Genomic DNA, 15,621 nt, shown 5'->3' with positions numbered 1-15,621 from the left:
AGCAAACAGGGACGAAACCATGCAGATCGGAATGATGGGACTGGGCCGGATGGGCGCCAATATGGTCCGCCGCCTGATGCGCGACGGCCATGAATGCGTCGTCTACGACATCAACCCCGCCAGCGTCGCGGCCCTGGTCGGCGACGGCGCCCTTGGGGCCGCCTCGATGGCGGAATTCGTCGGCAAGCTCGCCAAGCCGCGCTGCGTCTGGCTGATGCTGCCGGCCGCCATCACCGGCAAGATCATCGATCAGGTCGCGGCCCTGATGGAGCCCGGCGACATCGTCATCGACGGCGGCAATTCCTACTATCATGACGCCGTCGACCAGGCCGCGAAACTGGCCGCCAAGGGTATCCATCTCGTCGATGTCGGCACCAGCGGCGGTGTCTGGGGCCTGGAGCGTGGCTACTGTCTGATGATCGGCGGTCCCGACGTCGCGGTGCAGCACCTCGATTCGGTCTTCGCCACGCTGGCGCCGGGCGCCGATGCCGGCGCGCCTTCACCGGACAAGGCTGCCGGCACGGCGCCGTTCGGTTACCTGCATTGCGGGCCGAGCGGCGCGGGCCACTTCGTCAAGATGGTGCACAACGGCATCGAATATGGCGTCATGGCCGCTTATGCCGAAGGCATGAACATCCTGAAATCGGCCAATGCCGGCAAGCGGCAGCGCACCGCCGACGCCGAGACCAGCCCGCTGGAAAACCCGCAATACTACCAGTTCGACATCGACCTTCCCCAGGTCGCCGAGGTCTGGCGCCATGGCAGCGTCATCGGCTCCTGGCTGCTCGATCTCACCGCCGGCGCGCTGAAGAGCGATCCAGGCCTGGCGCAGTTCGGCGGCCGGGTCTCGGATTCCGGCGAGGGCCGCTGGACGCTGAAGGCGGCGATCGACACCGGCGTGCCCGCCCCCGTGCTGTCCTCGGCGCTGTTCGACCGCTTCTCCTCGCAAGGCGAATCCGAGTTCTCCGACAAGCTGTTGTCCGCCATGCGCTATGCCTTCGGCGGCCATGTCGAGAAGCCGAAGGCCGGCAAGTGACGGCGGCAGGGGAGACGCAGGCATGAGCCAGGAACGGTCCGACACGCTGGTGCTCTTCGGGGCTACAGGCGACCTCGCCCACAAGAAGATATTTCCGGCGCTTTACCAGATGGTCGCCAAGGGCACGCTCACCGAACCGGTGATCGGAGTGGCCTTCGACGCTTGGGATTTGAAGCAGTTGCAGGCCCGCGCCCGCGACGGCATCGTCAACGCGCTCGGCAAGATCGACGAAAAAATCTTCGCCAAGTTCGCCAATTTGCTGCGCTATGTCAGCGGCGACTACCGCGACGGCGCGACGTTCGAAAAGCTGAAGAGCGCGCTCGGCAGCGCCCAGCGGCCGCTGCACTACATGGCGGTGCCGCCGACCATGTTCGAGACCGTCGTGCAAGGGCTGGAGCAGTCGGGCACGGCACACGGCGCGCGGCTGATGGTGGAAAAGCCCTTCGGCCACGATTTGCAGTCGGCGCGCTGGCTGAACCGGGTGCTGCACCTGGTGTTCGACGAACAGTCGATCTTCCGTATCGACCACTATCTCGGCAAGGAAGCGATCCAGAATCTGCTCTATTTCCGCTTCGCCAATTCGCTGCTCGAGCCGATCTGGAACCGCAACTACGTCGAAAGCGTGCAGATCACCATGGCCGAGGATTTCGGCGTCGAAGGGCGCGGCCGCTTCTATGACGACGTCGGCTGCATCAGGGACGTCATCGAGAACCATCTGCTCAACATTCTCTTGCTGCTGGCCATGGAGCCGCCCGTCGGCCGCTCGGCCGACGACCTGATCGACGAGAAGGTGCAGGTGCTGCGGGCGATCAGGACGCTGACGAAGGACGATGTCGTGCGCGGCCAGTTCACCGGCTATCTGGCGGAGCCCGGCGTGGCGCCGAACTCGCCGGTCGAGACCTTCGCGGCAGTGCGTTTCTTCGTCGACACATGGCGCTGGCAGGACGTGCCGTTCTTCATCCGCGCCGGCAAGAACATGCCGGTGCATGTCACCGAGGTGGTGGTGCGGCTGAAGCGGCCGCCGCTCGACGTCTTCGACCCGATCAAGCCGGCCGACCAGAACTACGTGCGCTTCCGCATCGACCCGCAGGTGGTGATCGCCATCGGCGCGCAGCGCAAGGCGCCCGGCGACGACATGGTCGGCGAGCAGGTGGAACTCACCGCGCTCGACGACAGCAAGGGCGACATGCCGCCTTATGAAAGGCTGATCGGCGACGCCATGAACGGCAATGGCCAGCTCTTCACGCGCCAGGACGCGGCCGAGCTTGCCTGGCGCATCGTCGGCCCGGTGCTCGGCGACGCCACCCCGCCGCACCTTTACGATCCCAGGACATGGGGACCGGCGGACGCCATGGCCGACTTCGGTCCGCCAAATGGCTGGATCGATCCGGTAGCATGAACGGAGGGGAAGCGATGGCCAAGGCGGCAAAGCAGAGGGCTGCGGACACCGGCAAGATCGTGCTTTCGATCGATATCGGAGGCTCGCACGTCAAGATCCTGACCAGCGCCGGCGGAGCGGAACGCCGGGTCGATTCCGGCCCGGACCTGACACCTCGACAGATGATCGACGTGGTGAAAAAGCTCGCCGAGGGCCTGTCCTACGACGTCATCTCGATGGGCTATCCAGGCCCGGTGCGTCACAACAAGCCGGTGCTCGACCCCATGAACCTCGGCAAGGGTTGGGCCGGCTTCGATTTCGCCGCGCAGTTCGGCAAGCCGGTCAAGGTGGTCAATGATGCGCTCATGCAGGCCATCGGCAGCTATGAAGGCGGGCGCATGCTGTTCCTGGGCCTCGGCACCGGCCTCGGCGCGGCGATGGTCCTCGACAATGTGGGCCAGCCGATGGAACTCGCCCATCTTCCTTACAGGAAAGGCAGGAGCTTCGAGGACTACGTCGGCGAACGCGGCCTGAAAATGCACGGCAAGAAGAAGTGGCGCAAATATGTGTTCGACGTCGTCGGCCGGCTCCGCGCCGCCTTGCAGCCCGACTATATCGTCGTCGGCGGCGGCAATGTCGACAAGCTCGACGAGTTGCCCACCGACAGCAGGCGCGGCGACAACACACGCGCTTTCGAAGGCGGGTTTCGTCTGTGGCGAGACGAGGCCTTGATCGTCTGATATTATTACGTTTTAGTATAGTTGTTCAAAATCACGTGTGACGCCACGTCAGTCATTGCATTAAGCAGATTTGCCGACTAGGAGTTTCGCCGAACTACACTGCGGCGCGACCAAGGGGTCCACGAAAGTCGCTTCAGCACTTAGGGTTTGCGCACTGTCCTTTCGAAAACGAGCCCGATTTTCGAGGCTGCGCGCCATAGACGGAGGAAAGATTGACCGACGATAGCAACGACGCTCGCAAAGACATCGACCTTCTCGAGCTGACCGCTCATATTGTGTCCGCCTACGTCGAGAAGAACCGCTTGCCCGCCTCCGGCCTGGCCGACCTCATTGCCAGTGTCGCCGCCTCGATCAGCAGCCTCGGCAAGCCGGCGGTTCCGGTGGCGGCGCCCCTGGTCCCCGCGGTCAACCCCAAGAAGTCGGTGATGCCGGATTTCATCATCTGCCTTGAGGACGGCAAGAAGTTCAAATCGCTGAAGCGCCATCTCGGCGTGCATTTCGGCCTGAGCCCGGACGCCTATCGCGCCAAATGGGGCCTGCCGTCGGACTACCCGATGGTTGCCCCCAACTACGCCGCCTCGCGTTCGCTGCTGGCGAAGTCGATCGGCCTTGGCCGCAAGGCGGCCGTAGTGGTACCCGTCAAGGGCAAAGCTCGGAAGGCCAAGGTCTCGGCCTGACCCCTTCATCCTAAGCCAATCGTTAGGACGACTGGAACAGAAGCCTGCCGGCGAATTCGCCTTGGCAGGCTTCATGTTTTTGTGGCTTGGATAGGCCAGACAGGGTGATCTGGGGGAAGCCATGAACTACACCAGGATGGTGATCGAGAAAGAGGCGCCGGAAGAGTACGGCTACGACCGTATCCGCTACAATCTCTCCGAAAGTTCGATCGCCGACCAGAAGCTCTCCGACATCGGCCTGTCGCTGCCCGACCTGACGCTCTTCTATGGCGAGCATCGCGGCGACAAGGACTTGCGTGCGCTGATCGCGGCGCAGGATGCCGGCGTTTCGCCCGATGATGTGCTGGTCACCGCCGGCGCCGCCGGCGCGCTGTTCATCATCTCGACCGCGCTTCTGTCGGCGGACGATCACCTGGTCGTCGTCAGGCCCAACTATGCCACCAACATTGAAACCCCGAGGGCGATCGGCTGCGCCATCGGCTTTGTCGACCTCGCCTTCGACGACGGCTTTGCCATCGATGTCGAGGCCGTCAAGGCGGCGATGCGGCCGAACACGAAGCTGATCAGCGTCACCTGCCCGCACAATCCGACCGGCACGATGATGAGCCGCGCCGAACTCGACGCTCTGGTGGCTTTAGCCGAAGCCAGCAACTGCCATTTGCTGGTCGACGAGACCTATCGCGATCTCTCCTATGGCAGGCGGCTGCCGTCGGCGGCCTCGCTGAGCCGGAAGGCCATCAGCGTCTCGTCGCTGTCCAAGGCCTTCGGCATTCCCGGCATCCGCATCGGCTGGCTGATCACCAGGGATGCGGCCCTTCAGGAGACGTTCCTTGCCGCCAAGGAGCAGATCGGCATTTGCGGCAGCGTCATCGACGAAGGCATCGCACGCGGCATGCTGGAGCGCCGGGAAGCCTTCCTGGCGACGCTGCTGCCCGAGATGGCAGGGCGACGCGACATCGTCCAGGCCTGGATCGACCGCGAACCGCTGGTCGACTGGATCAGGCCCGAAGGCGGTGTCGTCGGCTTCCCGCGCCTCAATGTCGAACCCGGCTTCGACCTCGACCGCTTCTATATGAACCTGCTGGAAAACCACGGCACCTATGTCGGGCCCGGTCACTGGTTCGAGATGCCGAAGCGCTTCTTCCGCGTCGGTTTCGGCTGGCCGACCGAGGCCGAACTGAGGGGTGGACTCGATGCCATTTCGGCCGCGCTGCGACAGTAACTTCCTTGTGCGATGGATCGACCAAGGCGAAAGTCCCTTGATCCAGGCCTGATTTTAACGCATATGCCCGCCGAACTTTGATAAGTTTCATTGATCGGAACAGCGCCCATCCGGGAAGTGCCCCGCCGGTCAATGTCATAGCAACGGGGCCTCACTCGATGACATCCCTACAAACTTCCCCGGAGCAGCGTTACGCCGCGTTCCGGCACAAAGCCTTCCTCAGCTATTGGACGGCGCGCTTCCTCACCACCTTCGCCACCATGATCGTGTCCGTCGCCGTCGGCTGGCAGATCTATGATTTGACGCGCGATCCCTTCGATCTCGGCATTGTCGGTATCGTCCAGTTCCTGCCGTCGCTGCTTTTGGTGCTGGTCACCGGCGTCGTCGCGGATCGCTTCGGCCGCCGCCTGATCATGGCCCTGGCAACGGTGGTCGAGGCAAGCTGTGCGCTCGTTCTCCTGTACTTCACGCTGCGCGGCCTCGTCAGTCCGCTGCCGATCTTCGTCGTTCTGGCGCTGTTCGGCATGGCGCGCGCCTTTTACGGACCGGCCTCCTCGTCGCTGTTCGCCAATCTGGTGCCTCCGGAAGATTTCGGCAACGCGATTGCGTGGAACTCGTCCGCCTGGCAGACGGCAACGATCGTTGGCCCGGTCGCCGGCGGCCTGCTCTATGGCGTCTCGCCGGAAGCCGCCTACGCTGTCGCCTCCGCGCTGATGCTGGTGGCGGGCCTGCTGATCTTCACCATTCCCAAGCCCGCTCAGCAGACCGCAACCGACAAGCCGACGATGGAAACGCTGTTTGCCGGCTTCCGCTACATCTGGAGCGAGAAGATCGTGCTCGGCGCCATCTCGCTCGACCTCTTCGCCGTGCTCCTGTCCGGCGCCTCGGCGCTGCTGCCGGTCTATGCGCGCGATATCCTTGAACTCGGCCCCTGGGGCCTCGGCCTGTTGCGCTCGGCGCCCGGCATCGGCGCCATCTGCGTTGCGGTCTGGCTGGCCGGGCACCCGCTTCGCGACAATGCCGGCAAGATCATGCTCGGCTTCGTCGCCGCATTCGGCGCCTGCACCGTGCTATTCGGCCTGTCGACCATCACCTGGCTGTCCATCGTCGCCCTTGTCTTGCTGGGCGCCACCGACATGTTCAGTGTCTACATCAGGGAAACGCTGATCCAGTTGTGGACGCCGGACGAAGTGCGCGGCCGCGTCAACGCCGTCAACCAGGTCTTCGTCGGCGCCTCCAACGAGGTCGGCGAATTCCGTGCGGGCACCATGGCGGCATTGATTGGCACCGTTCCGGCGGTGGTGATCGGCGGCGTCGGCGCCATCGCCGTTGCCGGCCTGTGGGCGTATCTGTTCCCGCAATTGCGCAGGGTTCGCCACCTCAACGGGCGAAACTGACGCGCGCTAACCGTCGGCAAGATTCGTCACCCTGTCACAGGAACTCCCATGATCACTTGTTACCTGAAATATGTCATTGATCCTTACAAGCTTGCCGAGTTTGAAGAATATGGCCGTCGCTGGATCGGTCTGGTCAATCGTCTCGGTGGAAACCATCACGGCTATTTCCTTCCAAGCGAAGGGGCGAGCAATATCGCCTATGCCATGTTCAGCTTTCCGAGCCTTGCCGACTACGAGGACTACCGCAAACGGATGGCTGCCGACCCGGAATGCCAGGAAGTGTTCGAAACGGAAAAACGCAATCGCAGCATTCTCAGCTACGAGCGCAGCTTCATGCGGCCGGTGCTCGAAGCCTAGAAAAGTGGATGCCGGTTTTCGGAAAACGCGAACCCTCCCCGTCCGGAATTGGGAGAAAACCGAGCTACCGTACCGCTGGCCTGCCGAACACCATGCGCAGGAATTCGTCCAGCCAGCGCTTCAGATGTAAATCCCAGATCAGCCGGCCCCCCAAATGATCGCGGCCGGGCTGCGCGCCGGGCAGTTCGAAGCGATGCGCGCCGCGCACCACCCAGCGCTGCATCATCACCCTGGTCAGTTCGCCGTGGAACTGGATGCCCCAGGCATTATCGCCATAGCGGAAGGCCTGGTTGGGATAGGTCTCCGCCGTCGCCAGCAAGATCGCGTCGCTCGGCAGCGAAAAGCCTTCGCGATGGAACTGGTAGACCATTTCGGGCCAGTGCATCAGCTTCTTGCCGGCTTCGGTCGCCTTGAGCGGATACCAGCCGATCTCGACCAGCCCTTCGCCGTGACCCTCGACCTTGCCGCCGAGATGATTGACCAGCATCTGCGCGCCAAGGCAGATGCCGAGCAGCGGCCGGTTTTCCTTGAGCGGAATGTCCAGCCAGCTGGTTTCGCGGCGGACGAACTCGTCCTCGTCATTGGCGCTCATCGGTCCGCCGAACACCACGGCGCCGGCATGGCCATCGAGCGTTTCCGGCAACGCGTCGCCAAGCGGCGGACGGCGGATGTCGAGATCGAAACCCTCTTCGATGAGCATGTGGCCGACGCGTCCGGGGCTCGAATTCTCCTGATGCAGGACAATCAGGATTTTTGGCTTCGGGCTCGTTTGGCGCGGCATCGGCAGGCGGGATCCCGTCTATTCGTCGCTGGAGGTTCCGCGCGCGCCGGGCGCTTGCGCCGCCGCCTTGCGGCGCGCCTCGACCCGGTCGTGGCGCTCGACGCCGATCAGTTCCGCGACGCGCCACACCGTGTTGTCCTCGAGTTCATGCAGCTCGCCATCGGCATAGACGATCTCCCACATCAGGCCGATGAAGGCCTTGCGCCCGTCCGCGTCGAGGTGGCGCTTGAGAACGCTGGTGAAGGCATAGAGGTCGATCGCCTCGTTGTCGGCACGCTCGCCGGCGGCGGCGAGCGCTTCGAGTTCGGCGCCGCTGATCGAGTAGCTCTGCGCCAGCACCGCCTTGAACCGTTCCCATTCGACATCCTGCCGCACGCCGTCGGCATTCATCACATGGTAGAGCAGCGCCGAGGCGGCGACGCGCGGATCGTCCGTGCTGGCATGCGTGCCGGAACTGGCCGGCAAGTCCCTGAGAAACGACAGAACACGTTCGAACATCAATTCATTCCCAACCGCCCGATGGCCAAATCAAAACAGCCGGAAGCGGCGCGGCGACTTCTCTGCCTCGTCGTCCGGATCGACGCCGGGATCGTCCGGCAAGCGCGTCAATTCTTCCGCCGGCTCCACGCCCTCGGCATCGGCCGGCACCGCCGCGAACGCCGCGGCCGTAACCGGCGTGACGTGGTCTTCGCGGCTTTCGGCCGCCTTGTCCGTCGCCTCGCTGCCCGTGGTGGCAGGTTCGATCGCGTCGACCGGCGTTTCGCTGACCGGCTTGGACAGGGCTTCGATGACCGGCACGGTGTCCGGAGCCTCATCACGGCTGTCTATAAGCTGGCCAAGCCGCTCCATCGGCGCACGCCACTCGAAGGCATCGAGCCGGCCGGTTACCGGCGATACCGGCGCCCAGCGTTCTGAAACGACGCCGTCGGCGACCCAGGCCGGATCGCGCGGCGCCCGTACCGCCTTGGAGAGCAGTTGCCTGACCTTACCCTGGTCGCCGGTCTCGGCCTCCTCGATGTCGGCGAGCAGCAGATACGCGCCCTCGCGGCGGTCCATCCGGATCGCCGCCTCGGCCTCGCGGCGGGCGGTCGAGAAATCCTGCGCGTCGAGCGCGGCGCGCGCCACCGTCATCGACGATTCGGCGTGGTTCTTCTTCATCTCCTGCAGCTTCTTCGCCCGGTTGAGGCGGTCGAGCACGGCGTCGCCCGGCCTTGCATGGGTATAGAGCTCGGCGACCTCCGGATGCGGCTCGGCCTTCCATGCCGTCTCCAGGATCTTCGAGCCCTTGCGCACGTCGTTCTGCTTGAACAGCGCCGCGGCGGCGGCTACGGCGGCGGGGGCAAAGTCCGGCCGCAGCTTGTTGGCCTCCAGCGCCGCTGTCCTGGCCGCGTTGGGGTCGCTGTCGGCGAGCGACTGCGCCTTGGCGGTCAGCAGCACGGCACGGCGGCGGTTGGCGGCGTCGCGTTCGATCTGCCGTGTCGACTTCTGCGCATCGACCAACTTCAGGGCGCCGTCCCAGTCGCCGCGCGCGGTCAACTCCTCCAGCGTCGATTCGGCAGCCCAGGCGAGCTGCGGCGCCATCACCGCGGCACGACCGGCATAATGGCGCGCCGCGTTGCGGTCGCCCAGGCGCTCGGCTTCAAGATAGAGGCCGCGCAGGCCAAGCAGCCGCATTTCGGGATCGTCCAGCATGCTCTCGAATTTCTGCCGCGCGCCTTCGTGGTCGCCTTCGAGCAGCGACGCTTGCGCCTCAAGGAGATGGATCAGCGGTTCCTGGTCGGAGCGGATCAGCTTGGCCGCTTCCTTGGTCTTCTTGCGCGCCAGCGCACCGTCGCCGGCGCCGGCGGCGATCATGCCGGTCGACAGCGCCTGATAGCCGCGGTCGCGGCGGCGCACGCGGAAATAGCGCGAGATGGTGTAGGGGCTGTTCCACAGCGACTTGACGAGCCACCACGCGATCATCACCGCGGCCACGACGGCGACGACGGCCACCGCCGCGACCATCAGGCTGACCTGGTACTGGTAGCCGTTGAAGGTGATGACCATGTCGCCCGGCCGGTCGGCCAGCCAGGCAAAGCCCAGCCCCAGCGCGAAGACGACGACGAGGAAGGCGAACAGGCGGATCATTGTGTTGCCCTCATGCCTTCATCGCGCTGGAGATCAGCGCGTCGACCTGGGTTTCGACCTCGACGCGGGCCTTCAGTTTGCCGGCAAAATCAGCGCCGGCGGTCTTCACCGCTGCCGGCAGCGTGTCGTATTCGCTGAGCGCCTTGGCGTAGTCGCCCTGGTTGACCGCCATCTCCATGCGCGCGACCGTTTCCGGCGCGCCGGCCCCTTCCACGGCGCCAATCGGCCGGACCTTGACCAGCGATTCGGCGCTCGACATCAAATTGTCGAGGAAGCCGGCATTCTGATCGACCGGCGTTGCGGCGGCGACCATGGCATTGGCGGCGGCATCCATCTGCGATGCGATCTCGGCTCGGGTCGGGACGCCCTTTTCGGCATAGGGTCGCAAGGTCGCGAGTTCAGGCGCGTTGGGCGAAATCGCGGCCAGCGTATCGAGTTCGGCCGAGAACGGCGCGCCACGGTCGAGCGCCGCCTTCAGCGCCGAAGCGGCGATGGCGAGCGCGATCTTCGGCTGCGAAGCCTGGGCGTCGACCTTGCCGGAGAGCTGCGACACCGACTGTTCGAGCGCGGCGAGCCGTCCGTCCTGGGTCTTCGCCGCTTCGCTTGTCGATTTCACCAGCGCATCGAGATCGGCCAGCTTTTCGTTGAGCGGGCCGAGATCGACCGGCGCCGCGCTGCCGGCCTTGCCGAGAGCCGCGACCGCGGTTTCCATCTGCTTGACCTTGTCGCCGAGCGCGGCGAGCCCGGCATTGTCGCCGGCACCGCCGGATTCAACTGCCGATTTCAGCGCCGCGACATCGGCCTTAACCTGCTCCAGGCCCGAAGAAAGCCCGACCAGCTTGGCCGCTGCATCGTTGTTGCCGCCGGCTTCTTTCAGGCCGGTGATTTCGCTCTTCAGCGAGGCGATGTCGCCGTTGACGCCATCGAGCGAGACGCCGGCGCCGGAACCCGGCGCGCCGAGCAGACCGGCGAATTGCAGGCCGCCGGCGCCGATCAGCGCGATGACACCGCCGATGATGCCGGCGGCGAGGCCGTTGAGGCCGCCACGCTTCGGCTGCGCTGCCATTGGTCCGCTCCTTGCGTCGGGTTTTCCCGCGCCTGCGTTGGTTTCACCAGTCTTGGTTTCACCAGTCTTGGTGGTTGCGTCCTCAAAGTTGTAGTCGGAAGAAGGTTTGGCGCGGTCGGATGGCGTGTCCGAGCCGGGATAAGGCATTTCCGGCTCGGCGGCCTTCGCCCTTGCCGCCGTATCCGCCCCGGACTGTCCCGCGGCGGCATCGGCATGCTCCCAGGGTTCGAGATCGACCTGGTCGGCATGCACCGGCTCTTCGGGCGCCTCCGGCTGCGAGGCGTTCGCGGCTTCCTCCGCCTTCGCCTCGTCGGTCTGGGCCGCATTCCGGGCTGCTGTCTCTCCCGCTGCTGCGTCCTTGCCGGCATCCTCGTCGACGATGCGCGAGACGGCACCCGGCTCGAGATCGATGGTCACCGGATCGCGGCGTCCTTTCGAGTGTCGCATCTTCGGCGTCTTGACCATGCCTGGGCTCCGCAAATTCGCTTCGTCTCAACGCCTGGCGGCGCGTGATGGTTCAGAAAGGGTCTAGCACATCACCAAGCGGTGAAAAGGGGCGGTGTGATGACGCGGGTCAGCGGGGCGCCCGCAAAAGTGCCAGCAGCGCGTCTTCGTCGGGCGTCGCGGCAATCTCGGCGCCATAGTCAAGAGCAGCGGCGATGCGCTGGGAAAGTGCCAAAAACCGTGTTTTTTCAAACAGTAGTTTCAAGGCGGGCCTTGCGGCCAAAACCTGCATCGCGGCAGCCGCCTTGGCCGAATAGAGCAGCACCGCATCGACGGGTTGGCCTGACGTCAGCTCAAGGACGTCCTTGTCGGAACAACGCACCGCTGAAGTGTCGTAGGTCTCGACGGGGTGGACCTGGACGCCAGCGCCTTCCAGCCGCTGTTCGAATACCGGGAACCGCACGCGTCCGCAGAGATAGACGATCGTCTTGCCGGAAAAGGTATCGCCCATGTTTTCGGCCAGCGCCTCGGCATCGCCCGGACCCTCGCGCACCGACAGGAACCCTGCGTCGCGCGCGGCTTCGGCTGTCCGCCTTCCAACGGCATGGCAAGGCAAGGCCGCGAACGCCGCGATGATTTCTTCCGAAGCATGGCGCACGGCGTTGGCGCTGGTGACGGCAACGGCGAGAGCATCGGCCGGAACCTGACCGGCATCGGCAGGCAAAGCCGCCGTTTCGGTCAAAGGCAGGAGAATCGGCTGGAAACCCGCCTCCAGGACCCGCCGCGCCGTACGCGAAGCCCCCGGTTCCGGCCTGGTCACCAGGACGCCAGCCATTTTCACAGCCAGCCGTCGAAGAACTTTTCACCGGCCTTGGCCCGCACCCTCCCGGCGGCTTCCGTGCCGATGCGGGCGGCATCCTGCGCTGGCCCCTGCAGCTCGATCGTGTGCGACTGCGTGCCGTCGGGCGAGATGATCAGGCCGGCGAAAGAGAGCTTCCCACCCTCGATCGCCGCGTAGCCGGCGATCGGCGTGCGGCAGGAGCCGTCGAGCGCCGCCAGGAAGGCGCGCTCGCAGGCGAGCGCCTGTCCGGTCGGCACGTCATGGATCGCCACCAGCATCTTTTCGACAGCGCGATCGCCGATGCGGGTCTCGATGCCGATCGCGCCCTGGCCCGGCGCCGGCGGAAAGACGTCGAGCGGGATCAGGTCGGTGACGACATGGTCGAGCCCGAGCCGCTTCAGCCCGGCATAGGCAAGGATGGTGCCGGCGGCGACACCTTCGTCCAGCTTGTGCAGCCGCGTCTGCACATTGCCGCGGAACATCACCACGTCGAGATCCGGCCGCATGCGGCGGATCAGCGCCTGCCGCCTGAGCGACGACGAGCCGACCTTTGCGCCGCGCGGCAGGTCGGCGATCGTCTTCGCCGCCTTGCCGACATAGGCGTCGCGCGCGTCCTCGCGCGGCAGGAAGGCCGAGAGTTCAAGGCCGTCGGGCAGTTGCGTCGGCATGTCCTTCGACGAATGCACGGCGATGTCGATGGCGCCCGCCAGCAGCGCCTCCTCGATCTCCTTGGTGAACAGGCCCTTGCCGCCGGCCTCCGATAGCGGCCGGTCCTGGATGCGGTCGCCGCTGGTCGAGATGACAACCACCTCGAACGCTTCCGCCGGCAAGCCATGCGCGGCCATCAGCCGCGCCTGCGTTTCATGGGCCTGGGCCAGCGCCAGCGGGCTGCCGCGTGTTCCGATTTTCAAGGTTGTTTGCATGGCGCGCGGTCCGTGATAACCCCCGGCCAGAGCATTTTGCAGCCAAGTGGAGCCACTTGGCATCGCGGAAATGCAGTTGGAATAACCGAGGCCTTTCGGCTTTCTCCTAACGGGGAAAGCTTCACGATACAATCTTAGGAGACAGCGACGAATTGATCCGCGTTCTGGGCATTGAGACGAGTTGCGATGAGACCGCCGCCAGCGTCGTGGCGCTTGAAGGCTATGACGCGCCGAAAATCCTGTCCAACATCGTGCTCAGCCAGATCGAGGAGCATGCCGCCTTCGGCGGTGTCGTGCCCGAGATCGCCGCGCGCGCCCATGTCGAGGCGCTGGACGGCATCGTCGAGGCCGCCCTTGCCGATTCGGGTGTGGCGCTGGCCGATATCGACGCCATCGCCGCCACCGCCGGTCCCGGTCTCGTCGGCGGCCTGATCGTCGGCTTGATGACGGCCAAGGCGATCGCTGCGGCGGCGGGCAAGCCGCTGATCGCCGTAAACCACCTCGAAGGCCATGCCTTGACGGCGCGGCTGACCGACGGGCTCGATTTTCCCTATCTGCTGCTGCTGGTTTCCGGCGGACATACGCAGATCGTGGCCGTGCGCGGCGTTGGCGATTATCAGCGTTGGGCGACCACCATCGACGATGCGCTCGGCGAAGCCTTTGACAAGACCGCCAAGATGCTCGGCCTGCCCTATCCCGGTGGTCCGAACGTCGAGAAGGTGGCACAGGCCGGCAACGCGGCCCGCTTTGCCTTTCCCCGTCCGATGAAGGGGTCGGCGCAGCCCGATTTCTCCTTCTCCGGCCTCAAGACCGCCGTGCGCCAGGCGGCGACCGCCATCGAGCCGCTGAGCGACCGGGACGTGGCCGACATCTGCGCCTCGTTCCAGGCCGCGGTTGCCGATGCGCTCGCCGACCGCGTTTCGCGCGCGCTGGCACGGTTCAGCGAGACATTTCCGGGCACGAACACGCCCGCGCTGGTGGTCGCCGGCGGCGTCGCCGCCAACCGCACCATCAAGGCGACGCTGGAACAGCTGTGCTCTCAGGCCGGTTTCACCTTCGTCGCGCCGCCGCTGAAGCTTTGCACCGACAATGCGGCGATGATCGCCTGGGCCGGTATCGAGCGGCTGCGCGAAGGCATGGCACAGGAGAACGGCTTCGATTTCGTGCCCCGTTCGCGCTGGCCGCTGGACAGCATCTCGGCGCCGATGGTCGGCTCCGGCCGGCGGGGAGCCAAAGCATGATCAAGGAGGGCATGACCAAGAGGGCCATGACCGAAGAGAGCATAGGCGGCGGCGACCCTGTGCCAAGTGGCTGGCGCGTTGCCGTGCTCGGCGGCGGGGCCTGGGGTACGGCATTGGCGCTGGCCATGCTGCGCGCCGGCCATTTCGTCCGCCTCTATGCACGCGACCCGGAGACCGTCGCCGCGATCGATCGCGGCGAAAATCCACGCTATCTGCCGGGTATCGCACTCCAGGCCGGCATCGTGGCGACGAGCAACATCCAAGCGGCACTCGACGGTGCCGATTGCGTGCTGGCGGTGACGCCAGCGCAATCGCTTCGTGCCATGCTGACCGCCGCCAGGCCACATATGCCGGCTGGCATTCCGCTTGTCCTCTGCGCCAAGGGCATCGAACGCGATACGGGCGCCTTGCTGTCGGCGATTGTCGAAGAAATCCTCCCTGGAAACCCCGTCGCGGCTCTGTCGGGCCCGAGCTTCGCCACCGACGTTGCCCGCGGCCTGCCGACAGCGGTGGTGGTGGCGGCCCGCGACGAAGCGCTGGCAGCCGACCTTGCCGCCCGCTTCTCGGCCGAGAACCTGCGCTGCTATTCGAACGATGACCTGATCGGCGTCGAGATCGGCGGCGCCTTGAAGAACGTCTTCGCCATTGCCGCGGGTGCCGTCACCGGCGCCGGGCTCGGCGCCAGCGCCCAGGCTGCCATGGTGACGCGCGGCTTTGTCGAACTGCGCCGCATCGGTGCCGCCTTCGGCGCCCGGCCGGAGACCTTGATGGGGCTTTCCGGTCTTGGCGACCTGCTGCTCACCTGCGCGTCCGCCCAGTCGCGCAACTTCGCCTATGGGCTGGCGCTTGGGCAAGGCAAGGAACTTTCCGGACTGCCGCTGGCCGAGGGCGTACCGACGGCGGCGATCGCCGCGCGCATCGCCTCCGAGCGCAACATCGATGCGCCGATTATCGCCGCCGTCGCCGCCATACTGGACGGCACCATCACCGTGCGGCAGGCCGTGACGGCGCTGATGACCCGGCCCCTGAAGACCGAAACCAACGATTGATCTGACGACAGAGGAGAAGACCATGCTGTTTGCTTTTGTTTGCAAGGACAGACCGGGAAGCCTGCAGGTGCGCCTCGACACGCGGCCCGAGCATGTCGCCTTTCTCGAAGGGCTAAACGGCGAGAAGAAGCTGGCCTTTGCCGGTCCGTTCCTCGATGCCGACGGCAAGCCCAACGGCAGCCTGGTCGTCGTCGAAGCGCCCGACCTGGCCGCCGCGCAGGCCTTGTCGGCCGCCGATCCCTACGCCAAGGCCGGGCTGTTCGAAAGCGTCGAAATCCGCCAGTGGAACTGGACGTTCAACAAGCCGGCGGTTAGTTAATCCTGCTCGCTGGTGGTGCGCAA

16 protein-coding genes are annotated in these 15,621 nt (G+C 65.4%); 10 read left to right on the top strand and 6 right to left on the bottom strand.

Annotated elements, in window-relative coordinates:
• Positions 1-19 precede the first annotated feature (19 nt).
• The 7 genes from gnd (at position 20) to AC0NIH_RS05150 (ending at position 6,807) form a co-directional block, all read left to right on the top strand.
• Entirely contained in the window at positions 20-1,036 is a 1,017-nt protein-coding gene (gene gnd / locus AC0NIH_RS05180) for a phosphogluconate dehydrogenase (NAD(+)-dependent, decarboxylating) (protein WP_023765954.1), read from the top strand.
• A 22-nt stretch (positions 1,037-1,058) separates the two neighbouring features.
• Positions 1,059-2,435: a glucose-6-phosphate dehydrogenase gene (zwf, locus tag AC0NIH_RS05175; RefSeq protein ID WP_473460908.1), complete on the top strand. Its 1,377-nt coding sequence runs from the start codon at positions 1,059-1,061 to the stop codon at positions 2,433-2,435.
• A 14-nt stretch (positions 2,436-2,449) separates the two neighbouring features.
• Positions 2,450-3,154: an ROK family protein gene (locus AC0NIH_RS05170; RefSeq protein WP_473460906.1), complete on the top strand. Its 705-nt coding sequence runs from the start codon at positions 2,450-2,452 to the stop codon at positions 3,152-3,154.
• 212 nt (positions 3,155-3,366) lie between these two features.
• A complete protein-coding gene (locus tag AC0NIH_RS05165) occupies positions 3,367-3,831 on the top strand; it encodes a Ros/MucR family transcriptional regulator (RefSeq protein WP_224689334.1) in 465 nt (154 codons plus the stop codon).
• 121 nt (positions 3,832-3,952) lie between these two features.
• Positions 3,953-5,053, top strand: a complete 1,101-nt coding sequence (locus AC0NIH_RS05160; RefSeq protein ID WP_473460904.1) for an aminotransferase class I/II-fold pyridoxal phosphate-dependent enzyme — start codon at positions 3,953-3,955, stop codon at positions 5,051-5,053.
• Between the two features lie 158 nt (positions 5,054-5,211).
• A complete protein-coding gene (locus AC0NIH_RS05155; RefSeq protein ID WP_473460902.1) occupies positions 5,212-6,450 on the top strand; it encodes an MFS transporter in 1,239 nt (412 codons plus the stop codon).
• A 48-nt stretch (positions 6,451-6,498) separates the two neighbouring features.
• Positions 6,499-6,807 carry an NIPSNAP family protein gene (locus tag AC0NIH_RS05150; RefSeq protein WP_023765949.1) on the top strand — a complete coding sequence of 103 codons (309 nt, stop codon included), beginning with the start codon at positions 6,499-6,501 and terminating at the stop codon, positions 6,805-6,807.
• A gap of 64 nt (positions 6,808-6,871) precedes the next feature.
• On the opposite strand, the gene AC0NIH_RS05145 is transcribed toward AC0NIH_RS05150, so the two are convergent.
• From AC0NIH_RS05145 to hemC, 6 genes are all read right to left on the bottom strand, one after another.
• Positions 6,872-7,588, bottom strand: coding sequence for a glutamine amidotransferase (locus AC0NIH_RS05145; RefSeq protein ID WP_023765948.1), 717 nt, complete (start codon positions 7,586-7,588; stop codon positions 6,872-6,874).
• 18 nt (positions 7,589-7,606) lie between these two features.
• Positions 7,607-8,086 (bottom strand): tellurite resistance TerB family protein, encoded by a 480-nt coding sequence (locus AC0NIH_RS05140; RefSeq protein ID WP_023765947.1) that lies wholly within the window; start codon positions 8,084-8,086, stop codon positions 7,607-7,609.
• Positions 8,087-8,116: 30 nt separating this feature from the next.
• Positions 8,117-9,715: a heme biosynthesis protein HemY gene (locus AC0NIH_RS05135; RefSeq protein ID WP_224689338.1), complete on the bottom strand. Its 1,599-nt coding sequence runs from the start codon at positions 9,713-9,715 to the stop codon at positions 8,117-8,119.
• A gap of 10 nt (positions 9,716-9,725) precedes the next feature.
• Entirely contained in the window at positions 9,726-11,246 is a 1,521-nt protein-coding gene (locus AC0NIH_RS05130) for a COG4223 family protein (protein WP_473460899.1), read from the bottom strand.
• Between the two features lie 109 nt (positions 11,247-11,355).
• Positions 11,356-12,060, bottom strand: a complete 705-nt coding sequence (locus AC0NIH_RS05125) for a uroporphyrinogen-III synthase (protein ID WP_473460897.1) — start codon at positions 12,058-12,060, stop codon at positions 11,356-11,358.
• Positions 12,061-12,062: 2 nt separating this feature from the next.
• Entirely contained in the window at positions 12,063-12,989 is a 927-nt protein-coding gene (gene hemC / locus AC0NIH_RS05120) for a hydroxymethylbilane synthase (RefSeq protein ID WP_473460895.1), read from the bottom strand.
• Positions 12,990-13,144: 155 nt separating this feature from the next.
• Here hemC and tsaD point away from each other — a divergent pair, with 155 nt between their 5' ends.
• The 3 genes from tsaD to AC0NIH_RS05105 are packed head-to-tail and all read left to right on the top strand — an operon-like array spanning position 13,145 to position 15,598.
• Positions 13,145-14,230 (top strand): tRNA (adenosine(37)-N6)-threonylcarbamoyltransferase complex transferase subunit TsaD, encoded by a 1,086-nt coding sequence (gene tsaD, locus AC0NIH_RS05115; protein ID WP_473461168.1) that lies wholly within the window; start codon positions 13,145-13,147, stop codon positions 14,228-14,230.
• Between the two features lie 11 nt (positions 14,231-14,241).
• Complete coding sequence (locus tag AC0NIH_RS05110; RefSeq protein WP_352714366.1) at positions 14,242-15,279, top strand: NAD(P)H-dependent glycerol-3-phosphate dehydrogenase; 1,038 nt, start codon at positions 14,242-14,244, stop codon at positions 15,277-15,279.
• A gap of 22 nt (positions 15,280-15,301) precedes the next feature.
• Positions 15,302-15,598 carry a YciI-like protein gene (locus AC0NIH_RS05105; protein WP_473460893.1) on the top strand — a complete coding sequence of 99 codons (297 nt, stop codon included), beginning with the start codon at positions 15,302-15,304 and terminating at the stop codon, positions 15,596-15,598.
• The last annotated feature ends 23 nt before the right edge of the window (positions 15,599-15,621 follow it).

Source organism: Mesorhizobium sp. WSM1386 (genome assembly GCF_055901595.1).
This window is presented reverse-complemented; position numbering and strand designations above follow the sequence as displayed.